The organism is archaeon CG10_big_fil_rev_8_21_14_0_10_43_11 (assembly GCA_002763265.1).
Taxonomy (GTDB): Archaea; Nanobdellota; Nanobdellia; order PEZQ01; family PEZQ01; genus PEZQ01.
In genome coordinates, this window is sequence record PEZQ01000004.1 from 24,430 (window position 1) to 34,704 (window position 10,275).

A 10,275-nucleotide genomic window follows, 5' to 3' on the forward strand; every position below is an offset into this window, starting at 1 on the left:
TTCATTCTTCCTTAATTTTTTCTTTAAAAGTTAAAAGCTTTTCTCGATAGTATTCGTACTGTTTTCTTCTAGCTTTAAGTTCAGCTGGAAGACCTATTGAAATATCATTAACAAGAGCATCAAACTTATCAAGGATTTTAACTATTCGGGTTTGTTCTTTTAAGGGAGGGAGGGGGATTTTGATTTTTGACAATTTTGGTCCACTTATCAGTGCCCTAGTAGTAAACGTACTATTTCTAATTATTTCTTTTCTTGCTGAAAAAGAAGTTAAATAATAAGAACAAAATTTAGGATTTAATAAGTTTGTCTTTGGTCTAGCTCTTAGAACAAAACCACTAAATACACATCCTTCAACATCATCCAAAAGAGCACTTACCATTCCAATATCTTCCTTAGTCTCTGAAGTCCTTGTAAAAAAGATATCATTTTTTTGAGCACCATATAATAATTTTTCTTTAGATGTAACCTCTACTTTACCATTTAAATCTATTAAACTTAATGATCGTTTTTTAAAAACATCAGTAAAATTTACAATTGGTGTTCCCTTCCCAAAAAATTCTTTTCCTTTGTTTAATCCATTTTTAAAATCAAATAATTCTTTAATCATCTTAAACTCAACCTCATCGCCAAAAGTCAATAATTCTTCTCTATAATATCCATACTGTTTCTTTCTTGCTTCCAGCTCCGCTTCCAGCTCCGCTTCCAGCTCTGTAAAGTTATCAAGGATTTTAACTATTTCTTTTTGGATGGGAAGAGGGGGGAGAGGGATTTTTATTTTTAATATCTCGGTCATGTTAGGATGTTTTACTCCTGCTCCCCTAAAACAGCTTTCTATTAATTCATTTTTAATTAAAAGAAAATAATAACAATATTTTAAATTTAAAATTTCATCATTAATTGAACTCGCTAAAATATTTCCACTATCTACAAATTTACCTTTAAAATATTTAATACTTGCAGAACCGCCAGATGGAATCGAGATAACTTCCCCTTCATTTAGATTTTCTCCAGCTAATTCTTCAGTAGTCCAACCATCAAATTTCCCTGTTGCTAATAGTTTGATATTTCCATTTTCTGCTTCTAAATCCTTTAAATCTTTTGAAGAAATGTGGTTAAATGACAAAATCTTTTTTTGCTTTTTATTATCAACTGCATTAAACCTTTTATCCCATGCTGTAACTTCCCATAACTCCTTAAACTCAACTCCCTCAGGACAAAGTTCATTAATTAATTTGTCAATTTTATTCATGTTGTAAGCCATTTCTTAATTTCCGCTTTCAATTTCATCAACAATTTTATCAATTGCATTTCTAAGTTCGTTTTGTCTTTTAACAATTTCAGAAATTTCTTTATTTAACTCGATAATATTGACAACTTCTCTCGTATCTTCTTGTTCTACATAACTTGAAACTGCAATATTATAATCATTTTCTGCAATCGTTTCATTATCTACTAATTTAGCAAAATGCTCAATATCTTTACGACCTTTGAAAGCATCTAAAATGTTTTTAATATTTGTATCACTTAATTTATTTTTGTTTCCTCCACGAACAAATTCAGCAGAAGCATCAATAAATAGTGTCTTATTATCACTCTTACTTTTTTTAAGCACAATTATGCAGGTTGCAATAGTTGTTCCAAAAAACAAATCTGGTGGCAATTGAATAACACAATCAACATAATTATTATCGATTAAATATTTTCTTATTTTTTGCTCTGCTCCACCACGATAAAGAACGCCCGGAAACTCAACAATTGCAGCAGTTCCACTTGTAGAAAGCCAAGACAACATATGCATAGTAAAGGCTAAATCTGCCTTACTTTTGGGTGCTAAAACACCTGCAGGAGAAAAACGAGGGTCATTAATCAATAAAGGATTAGCATCACCTTCCCATCTTATTGAATAAGGGGGATTAGAAACAATCGCGTCAAAAGGCTCATCATCCCAATGTTTTGGATCTGTAAGAGTATTGCCATGAGCAATATCAAAATGATTATAATTAATATCATGTAAAAACATATTTATACGGCAAAGATTGTAAGTTGTTAAATTAATTTCTTGCCCATAAAAACCTTGGTGAACATTGTCTTTACCAAGAACTTTAGCAAATTTAAGAAGCAAAGAACCAGAGCCACAAGCAGGGTCATATACTTTATTAACATTCTTTTTGCCAACAATAGTAATTTCAGCTAAAAGTTCACTAACTTCTTGAGGAGTATAAAACTCTCCTCCAGACTTACCAGCACTACTCGCATACATAGTCATTAAAAACTCGTAAGCATCACCAAAAGCATCGATAGTATTATCTGAATAATTTCCAAGACGAAGTTCACTTATAGATTCTAAAAGTTTAACAAGTTGTTTATTTCTTTGCTCAACGGTATTTCCTAATTTATTTGAATTCACATCCAAATCATCAAACAATCCTTTCAAATCATCTTCACTTTCTGTTCCTTTAGCAGAACTTTCAATATTTTTGAAAACAACAGATAAAGTTTCATTGAGATTAGAATCGTTACGAGCATTTTTTGTAACATTCTTAAAAAGTTCACTTGGTAAAACATAAAATCCTTTTTCTTTAACAGTATCAGCTCGACCAAATTCTGCTTCTTTATCAGATAATTTAGAATAATCAAAATCTTTTTTTCCAGCTCGTCTTTCATCATCATTAATATAATTAGTTAAATTTTCGCTAATGAAACGATAAAAAAGCATGCCTAAAACATACTGTTTAAAATCCCAACCATCAACACTACCTCTTAAATTATTTGCAATTTGCCAGATAGTTCGATGCAGTTCTGCTCGTTCTTGTTCTTTTGATGCCATAGTTATACCTTATTTTTGTTCCGTTTTAACTCTTCTTCTGCAAAAATTTCAAATTGCCTAGATATTATAAGACCTTTTTTTTTGCATAATTCTTTGTAAGCATTATACAATTTTTCATCTACTTTTAGAGTAATATTTTTTCTTCCCATAGTTATATAAATATCCCTTTTAAAGACGCGCCTAATAAAATTTCTTTAACATGTTTTTCAGATTCTGGGAAGTTCTCCATTTGAGAAAAACCTGCCATCAGTATAGTTATTATTATACGAAACCTTTACCGCAAAAAGTATATATTTGGAACATTATGCGAAATTAAACACAGTCTTTCAATTAAATTAGAAAATGAATTGAAAGTTAAAATACTCACCTTTGAGGCAGAATGAACCCGTATAGGGCAACGTTACTTAGTGCAGACTAATAAGGCAAAGCCAGGTGTTACACAACACTTATAAAGCATACCTGAGGTCAGGTCAGTACATGATGAAGCCGCCCCAATCAGAACGTTTGTTATGATGATAAGGGGTAACTTCTGATTATTTCCAATAATATGATTCCTGCTTTTTCTTTAGTTCAATAGAATCAATTTCAATGGGCAGGTTGTCTTTAAACATTATTAAAAATGCGCCAATAAGAAGTGCTCCTGCAATCATGTTAATAATGTCCGAGCTGTAAAACACAAGAAAGATGCCAAGCAAAGAAAACTGTTCATTTGTAAGGTCAATGCCTGATGAAGCTAAACTTTGCTGAACTTCAATCCATGACTCTTGGGGACCCTCACGTTCAAACACGCCAATTGCCATGCTCACAAGCAAGAGCAGGACTGCAGTAGATAACAGTTTAGCGCTTTTTCTTTCTGAATTAAGCGCAATAACTAGTGAGAGCATGAATGCTATAATGAATTCAGCAAGCACAATAATGGAAAACACGTTGATGTTCATCGTTTCTTCCCCCGCCCGCGTTTTTTCTTTTGCACACGCAAGCGTGGTTTGAGATGTTGATATCCTGCAAGAAACAAGTGAAAAATAACAATAAGTTCAACAAGCTTGAAACCAAGCGAGTATGAAAATATTTCATTAAACACAAATCCTGCAACAAGAAAGAGTGCTGCACTCACAAGAATACGATACGTTTCAAGACTGATTTTTTTATCCCGCACAAATGAAACTAAAATCATTCCCACCAGCGGCATTGCCACAAGCGCGCTCAGGCTCACTGCTGCATGAAAGATGAGGTTAACCCTTTCCATGTCTAAGCCCTCCTAAAAATCCGTACACAAAACAAAAACCAATCAGGGTGAGAAATACATCGCCAAAGGGGTTTACCTGCTCCATAACGATAAATGCAAGGTCAACAAATTCTGAGAGTGCAAATAACAAAAATCCGCTAAGCAATGCGATAAAATGCACGGCGCCAAGTCGCGCACCTTTTGACATAACACGGTACGTTACGTAAGAAGCAAGCACAAACGTAAGAATAAGCCATGACTTGTTGATGACGCCAAGAGAGTATATCACGCTATTTTCTATTATATTCTCTAATATAATGTTTACGTAGCAAACTATATTAAACAACAATTACTATTCTATACCTATGGATAGTAGGGGAGTAACGCCGATTATTGCAACGGTCTTGCTTCTTATGATGACTGTTGCTGCCGCAGGTGCTGCATATTTGTGGATGACAAGCCTGCAAGGCCTTATCCAAAGCGAAGTTGAAGGCACCGCAACGTTTGTCACTACGCAGTCAGCATTTCAATTTGATGTGCGGTTCAGGCGATGCATTGCTGCAACAGACCTTGACCCAGATGAGCGCAATACTATTGAAGTCACGCTCGAAAACACGGGAACTGCTCCAATTGAAGAAGGTCCTGTGGGCATAACGCTTCGCGATGAAAACGGAAACGACCTCACGTTTAATTCGAATGAAACTATGATGGGCGCGTACTTGGGTTCTGTTGGTCGCTCAACATTTCAAGTTGATACGTTTTTGAATCTTGAATGGTCTGTGTCTGATTGGGACTCGCCAATCACTCTTGAGGAAGACACGGACTACATTCTCTACATTTCACTACCCGGTGGCGTTGTTGGTTCATCGCGTTGCACCGGACGCACAGTTACTTAACTGTTCATACTCACAAAAGAGAGGCATTACTAATACCATGGGATTTTTTGAAAAGCTCCTTGATGACGTTTCACTCGCGCGCAAAGCAAGTGACGTAAAAGGAACAGCAAAAAAAACATTTAATCTGCAACTTAGTGCAAAAAACAAGCGTATGAGCGTTACATTAAAGGACGTGCAAATTTTGCAACTTGTTCCCTTTTGGTTTGATATCGTAAAAAAGCCAAAAAACGTGCGTGTTGAAGGAAAAACGCACAAGCTTATTGTATGGCACATCAAAGAACTCAAGCCACGAGAACAAAAAACTATCACACTCCAACTTCGCTCTGACGCGAAAAAGGAGGGCGAAATCGGCACAGCGCACTCTTCATACATAAAGGTGTTTGGCAAAAACAAAAAACACGTGTATGACGGGTATATTGGCGGTCCAATAAAAATATATTAACGGACAACCACCCCCCGTGCTCTTTTTATGGGCGCGTAGTATGCGTACTTTTTGGTGAATTACTTATGTACGATGCCGAACACGTAATTCGAAGCGTTGTTCTTGAAAGTCTTTCAAAACAACATAGTCCAAGCTCTGTTGACAAACTCATTGACGCGTATGAAAAGCGTTACGGGAAAAAAATACATCACTGGCAAAAACTTAAAACTGACCTTACCCATGTTATGCATTCAGAACTTGAAACAAAAGAAATTCTTAGCAGAAACGTTTTAGACCTTGCCCTCAAAAACGGTCTTGACCACCTTTACGTGAGCTCTGACCCTACGGCAAAAGCGTTTAGAAGCACCGTGCTAAAGCAAAAACAAAAGAATTTCATGAAACGCGTGTACAACACGTTTAGCTAAGTTTTTGCATTTCTTTTTCTGTCTTTTTTTACCTGTTTTTCTAGATTCTTAAGCGCACCCATAAATGTTTTAATCATGTCCCATCCCTCAGCATGCGCCTGATGCTCCCCAAAGGTGCTTGTCATACGAACATCAAAGCGCCCTTTGAAATTGTCCTGTTTTTTTCGAACTTCATTGAGCCGCAAATCAAGCACGGCTATTTCCGGTATGTATGCGCCTACTTTTTCCAAAAACATGCCTGTCTGTTTTTTGATGTAGTCTTCTTCATCACTTTTTAATAAGTCAAAATTCGCTACGCTAATTTTCACCATACTCTTACTCGTGTTTGTTTAGACAAAAGAACTTTTTGTTTTTCTTGCTTATGCTGCAAACACTACCTGCATAACAACAGTGCCACTTTTTGATTTGATGTTTGTTTGGTACCCTTTTTTCTCATAGAGCTCCATAAGTTCAATCACGTCATCCATGCCCAGTGTTCCTATTGGAATCTCGCGAACCCGCATTTTCTGTTCTTGTATCTGCATGTGCATCACCTAATGGTCATTGTGGCAAAAACTATTTATTAATAGGTTGCAACCATTTGTCCAGTAATCATGAATCTGTTTGGAAGCCTTGAAGATAATGAACTTGTGCTCAAAGAGGGAGTTTTAACTTATTCTCACTTACCTGAAACCGTGCTTTTTCGCGAGCAAGAACAAAACGTTATTGCAAGCGCAATCAAGCCGCTTCTTAGCGGAAGAAAGCCGGATAACCTTTTTGTGTATGGCAAGCCTGGTCTTGGAAAAACATTGTGCACTAAGACAGTCTTGCAGCAACTGCAAAACTATTCAAGTGATGTGCTTCCAATCTATATTAATTGCTGGGATGCTAACCGCGAATATCAGGTGTTCACTGAAATTGCAAAACAAACCGGGTACTTCTTTTTTCAGGGAAAAAGCGCTGAAGATGTATTTGATGAGATTGTGAAGCGCGCTGAAAAATCAAAAGGAGTGTGTTTTGTGTTTGATGAAATTGACAAAGTGCGCGATCTTGGTTTTCTCTATAAAATCCTCCAGCATCTTGAAGATAAAGCATCAGTGGTGCTTATTACCAACGACAAGGATTTTTTGATGAACCTTGAAGCGCGCATTCTCTCACGCCTCACTCCAAATGAGCTTAAATTCAGAGCCTATAGTCTTGAAGAGATTAAAGAAATTCTTGGCGAGCGCGTGAGGCTCGCATTTAAGCCGGGCGCGGTTTCGCACATCATGCTTAATAAAATTGCATACCACACGCACCGCAGCGAGGACATTCGCGTTGGTTTATTTCTGCTTTTAAATGCGGCAAAAAATGCAGAGCAGTCGGGTCATGAAAAAATTTCAAATGAGGACTTGGATGCAGCACTCAGCAAACTTGCCCAGTTTAAAATAAAAACAAGCCTAAGCAAATTAAGCACTGATGAGCAATTACTCATTGACCTTGTCTCAAAATTTCCCGGACTTATTTCAGGAGAACTTTTCCAAAAATATAGTGATGCAGGCGGCACGCTTACAATGCGAAGCTATCGGCGAATGCTTATGCGACTCTCGCGTCTTGAATTACTGAGTCTTGAAAACACGTCAAAAGGTTTTCGCGGGCAATCAAGAAAAATCCTGCTTGGAAAAAAACTCAAATACACGCGTATTGATGCCGACTAATAGCGCTTTTTCTTGAACACGGGTTTAAATTCTTCTACGCTTTTGTCTTCTTCTGCTTCTCTTTTGCCATATGCTTTTTCAACAATGCGAAATGTTGTGAGTGCAAGAGCAAAGTGCACAAAAAAGAATGCAAGCGCAGGAATCCTGCTGTAGCCGCGCTCACGCATGCCCGCATACCCGCGCCGCACTATGAAAACAAAGAGCGCGATAAGACCAAAAAGCGCAATCCCCATACCCACGCGCACAATAAAGGGGTAGCGCGAGAATAAGAAGAGGTTGATGTCAATGCCAAGCACGCGTCTTCCTGCACCTACTGGAACGCGAATAGCATAGCTGTTTCCTTCTTCAATAAAGCGCACAAACTCAAAGCCAGAAACGCGCAGCGTGTACTCACCTTTGATAAGCAAAAATGACGCTGAGCCTGATTCATTTGTGTGCGCTTCATCAAACAATACCGCATTATGGTAGACACGTACGCGCTCACTAACAAGGGTGTTTCCTTGTGCATCAATAAAACTAAAGGTGGTATTTTCAATGGCAAACGCGCCACTTGCTAGCATAAGGAGTGCGACAAAAAAGATTAGTGTGCGCATACTACTTTTATGTGAAGTAATGTAATTTATACGTATCTGCTTTGCTCATTTGACCGGTTATGTTTGTTGAGTATATACCCCTTTTCAAACCTTTTTTGCCCCTAGTTCCTTTTTTGTGCAGATATTTCTTGTGACCAGTCTTTCTGGCACGCGTGTTCTTTGCTAAAGTAAACCTTTTAAACCACTTAATTGTACTAACCTACTACTGCACCTGTCGTCTAGTGGCAGGATAAGGGCCTTCCAAGCCTTTGACCGGGGTTCGAGTCCCCGCAGGTGCACTTTTTAATGGCTAACAGTAACCTTTTTAAAATGCTTCTCTCTTCTCAATAGAGAATAATGGTAGTAGACGAGAACATCCGCCAGATTGTACGCGTAAAAGGAACTGACCTTAATGGTCTTGACACTATTGAAAACGCGATACGAAAAGTCAAAGGTGTAGGACACGCAATCTCACGCGCAGTTATGATAAAGTTACACTTACCAAAAACCAAGAAAGTTGGAGAACTTACTGACGCTGAACTTCACAAAATCGAAGATGTTCTTGACAACCCTCAAAACTATACTATCCCTTCATTTATTGTTAACCGCCAGCACGACATGGAAACCGGTAAATCCCTTCACATTACCGGCATTGAACTGGACATGACACGCAGAGGAGACATTGCCTTGATGAAAACCATTAAAAGCTACAAAGGCGTGAGGCACAGTCATGGTCTTAAAGTGCGCGGACAGCGAACAAAAAGCACAGGCCGAAAAGGCAGTGTTGCAGGCGTGAAAAAGAAGAAGTGATACTACAATGGGAAATCCAATTAAACCACGAAAAGCATATCAGGGACCATCACACCCATGGCAGAAAGCCAGAATAGACGAAGAACGACGCCTCAAACAAAAATACGCGTATAAAAATAAAAAAGAACTCTGGAAGTTCACATCCCTTCTTCGTGATTATCGCGCGCAAGCACGAAGCCTTATCCCTCTTCTTGACACTACACAAGGAAAACGCGAACAAAAACAACTCGTAGAAAAGCTTGCAGGATACGGACTTGTTGCAAAAGACGCAACCATGGACGACATTCTTAAATTGGAAATTGAAGACTTACTTAATCGAAGACTTCAGACCCTTGTTTACCGAAAAGGTCTTGCAAACACCGTCAAACAAGCACGACAATTCATCGTGCACGGTCACGTTAAGATTGAAGGAAATAAGATAACCGCGCCATCCTACATGGTTAAAGTTAAAGAAGAAGAAACAGTCATACTCGAACCACACGTTGAAGAAGAACTTAAAAAACAAGAACGCGTGGCAACAAAAACAGAGGTAGAAGATGCCAAAGCAGAAGGAAAAATCGCAAGCAACCTCGAAAAAACCGCAAACAGAGCAGAACGCACAGGAAAAACCGGAAACGCCAAAGCAGGAGCAAGCAGCAGCACCGGAAACAAAAACGCAGGAAACAGCGGAAACGAGCGAGCAAGCACCAAGCATAAAAAAGAGTAAACAAAAAGGTCGCTGGGGAATTGCACATATTTATTCCTCATACAACAACACCTTTGTTCATGTTACAGACCTGACTGGCGCGGAAACTATTGCACTCGGTTCAGGCGGGCATGCAGTAAAAGTGTCACGACTTGAAAGCTCACCTGCAACTGCAGTTAAACTCGTCAAAAAAATTGCTGAAGACTGCGCAGAAAAAGGCATTACTGGCGTTCACATTCGCGTTCGCGCACCAGGCGGACATAACGGCCCAAAATATCCGGGACAAGGCTCACAAACCGCAATCAAATCACTTGCTCGTGCAGGACTCAAAATTGGCGTTATTGAGGATGTCACACCAAACCCTCATGATGGCTGCAGAAAAAAAGGCGGGCGAAAACGTAAATCCGGCAAGTAAACGGAGGACATGCTCAAAATGACGATAAAAACCCTTGAATTAACTAAACAAAAGCTTACACTCCTCATCACTGATGTAGAAGTGCCTGTAGTAAACGCGCTGCGACGCGCACTCATTCGCGATGTGCCAACAATGGCAATTGAGGATGTGTACCTTACAAAAAATGAATCACCTATTTTTGATGAAATGATTGCCCACAGACTCGGGCTTATTCCTCTTACCACAGAACCGTCCTACACCATGCGCGAAAACTGCACGTGCAAAGCTGAGGGATGCTCAAAATGCCAAGTCACACTCATACTCAAAAAACAAGGACCAGGGTT

14 protein-coding genes, 1 tRNA gene and 1 pseudogene are annotated in these 10,275 nt (G+C 38.6%); 9 read left to right on the forward strand and 7 right to left on the reverse strand.

Going from position 1 to position 10,275, the window contains the following annotated elements; genetic code table 11:
- Position 1: 1 nt before the first annotated feature.
- From COT72_02390 to COT72_02410, 5 genes are all read right to left on the reverse strand, one after another.
- Positions 2–1,261 (reverse strand): type I restriction endonuclease, encoded by a 1,260-nt coding sequence (locus COT72_02390; protein ID PIO00216.1) that lies wholly within the window; start codon positions 1,259–1,261, stop codon positions 2–4.
- A gap of 3 nt (positions 1,262–1,264) precedes the next feature.
- Positions 1,265–2,827: a type I restriction-modification system subunit M gene (locus COT72_02395; GenBank protein PIO00217.1), complete on the reverse strand. Its 1,563-nt coding sequence runs from the start codon at positions 2,825–2,827 to the stop codon at positions 1,265–1,267.
- Between the two features lie 533 nt (positions 2,828–3,360).
- On the reverse strand, positions 3,361–3,765 hold the full coding sequence (locus COT72_02400) for a hypothetical protein (GenBank protein ID PIO00218.1): 405 nt from the start codon (positions 3,763–3,765) through the stop codon (positions 3,361–3,363).
- Positions 3,762–4,073, reverse strand: a complete 312-nt coding sequence (locus COT72_02405) for a hypothetical protein (GenBank protein PIO00219.1) — start codon at positions 4,071–4,073, stop codon at positions 3,762–3,764. Before COT72_02405 ends, COT72_02400 begins: the two co-directional genes overlap by 4 nt.
- Positions 4,060–4,341, reverse strand: coding sequence for a hypothetical protein (locus tag COT72_02410; protein PIO00220.1), 282 nt, complete (start codon positions 4,339–4,341; stop codon positions 4,060–4,062). The genes COT72_02405 and COT72_02410 overlap by 14 nt, the downstream gene beginning before the upstream one ends.
- A 76-nt stretch (positions 4,342–4,417) precedes the next feature.
- On the opposite strand from COT72_02410, the gene COT72_02415 reads away from it, so the two are divergent.
- From COT72_02415 to COT72_02425, 3 genes are all read left to right on the forward strand, one after another.
- The gene (locus COT72_02415; protein PIO00221.1) at positions 4,418–4,948 is read left to right on the forward strand and encodes a hypothetical protein; all 531 of its coding nucleotides are present in this window, start codon (positions 4,418–4,420) and stop codon (positions 4,946–4,948) included.
- 37 nt (positions 4,949–4,985) lie between these two features.
- On the forward strand, positions 4,986–5,390 hold the full coding sequence (locus tag COT72_02420; protein ID PIO00222.1) for a hypothetical protein: 405 nt from the start codon (positions 4,986–4,988) through the stop codon (positions 5,388–5,390).
- Positions 5,391–5,455: 65 nt separating this feature from the next.
- A complete protein-coding gene (locus COT72_02425; GenBank protein PIO00223.1) occupies positions 5,456–5,794 on the forward strand; it encodes a hypothetical protein in 339 nt (112 codons plus the stop codon).
- Here COT72_02425 and COT72_02430 read toward each other — a convergent pair.
- Entirely contained in the window at positions 5,791–6,105 is a 315-nt protein-coding gene (locus COT72_02430) for a hypothetical protein (GenBank protein PIO00224.1), read from the reverse strand. The genes COT72_02425 and COT72_02430 overlap by 4 nt on opposite strands.
- Positions 6,106–6,387: 282 nt before the next feature.
- Here COT72_02430 and COT72_02435 point away from each other — a divergent pair, with 282 nt between their 5' ends.
- Positions 6,388–7,470: a hypothetical protein gene (locus COT72_02435; protein ID PIO00225.1), complete on the forward strand. Its 1,083-nt coding sequence runs from the start codon at positions 6,388–6,390 to the stop codon at positions 7,468–7,470.
- Here the strand turns inward: COT72_02435 and COT72_02440 are convergent.
- Positions 7,467–8,063: a hypothetical protein gene (locus COT72_02440; protein ID PIO00226.1), complete on the reverse strand. Its 597-nt coding sequence runs from the start codon at positions 8,061–8,063 to the stop codon at positions 7,467–7,469. The genes COT72_02435 and COT72_02440 overlap by 4 nt on opposite strands.
- A gap of 207 nt (positions 8,064–8,270) precedes the next feature.
- On the opposite strand from COT72_02440, the gene COT72_02445 reads away from it, so the two are divergent.
- The 5 genes and pseudogenes from COT72_02445 to COT72_02465 form a co-directional block, all read left to right on the forward strand.
- Positions 8,271–8,341, forward strand: a tRNA-Gly gene (locus COT72_02445).
- Positions 8,342–8,399: 58 nt separating this feature from the next.
- Entirely contained in the window at positions 8,400–8,852 is a 453-nt protein-coding gene (locus COT72_02450) for a 30S ribosomal protein S13 (protein ID PIO00227.1), read from the forward strand.
- Between the two features lie 7 nt (positions 8,853–8,859).
- Positions 8,860–9,363: pseudogene (locus COT72_02455) on the forward strand (30S ribosomal protein S4).
- A gap of 25 nt (positions 9,364–9,388) precedes the next feature.
- A complete protein-coding gene (rpsK, locus tag COT72_02460; protein PIO00228.1) occupies positions 9,389–9,952 on the forward strand; it encodes a 30S ribosomal protein S11 in 564 nt (187 codons plus the stop codon).
- Positions 9,953–9,970: 18 nt separating this feature from the next.
- A partial coding sequence (locus COT72_02465) for a DNA-directed RNA polymerase subunit D (protein PIO00231.1) occupies positions 9,971–10,275 on the forward strand: 305 nt, incomplete at its 3' end.

Bases quoted from the DNA above. Each gene is read 5' to 3' on its own strand.
- COT72_02390 (PIO00216.1), bottom strand. From the start codon at position 1,261: ATGGCTTACAACATGAATAAAATTGACAAATTAATTAATGAACTTTGT.
- COT72_02395 (PIO00217.1), bottom strand. From the start codon at position 2,827: ATGGCATCAAAAGAACAAGAACGAGCAGAACTGCATCGAACTATCTGG.
- COT72_02400 (PIO00218.1), bottom strand. From the start codon at position 3,765: ATGAACATCAACGTGTTTTCCATTATTGTGCTTGCTGAATTCATTATA.
- COT72_02405 (PIO00219.1), bottom strand. From the start codon at position 4,073: ATGGAAAGGGTTAACCTCATCTTTCATGCAGCAGTGAGCCTGAGCGCG.
- COT72_02415 (PIO00221.1), top strand. From the start codon at position 4,418: ATGGATAGTAGGGGAGTAACGCCGATTATTGCAACGGTCTTGCTTCTT.
- COT72_02420 (PIO00222.1), top strand. From the start codon at position 4,986: ATGGGATTTTTTGAAAAGCTCCTTGATGACGTTTCACTCGCGCGCAAA.
- COT72_02425 (PIO00223.1), top strand. From the start codon at position 5,456: ATGTACGATGCCGAACACGTAATTCGAAGCGTTGTTCTTGAAAGTCTT.
- COT72_02430 (PIO00224.1), bottom strand. From the start codon at position 6,105: ATGGTGAAAATTAGCGTAGCGAATTTTGACTTATTAAAAAGTGATGAA.
- COT72_02435 (PIO00225.1), top strand. From the start codon at position 6,388: ATGAATCTGTTTGGAAGCCTTGAAGATAATGAACTTGTGCTCAAAGAG.
- COT72_02440 (PIO00226.1), bottom strand. From the start codon at position 8,063: ATGCGCACACTAATCTTTTTTGTCGCACTCCTTATGCTAGCAAGTGGC.
- COT72_02450 (PIO00227.1), top strand. From the start codon at position 8,400: ATGGTAGTAGACGAGAACATCCGCCAGATTGTACGCGTAAAAGGAACT.
- rpsK (PIO00228.1), top strand. From the start codon at position 9,389: ATGCCAAAGCAGAAGGAAAAATCGCAAGCAACCTCGAAAAAACCGCAA.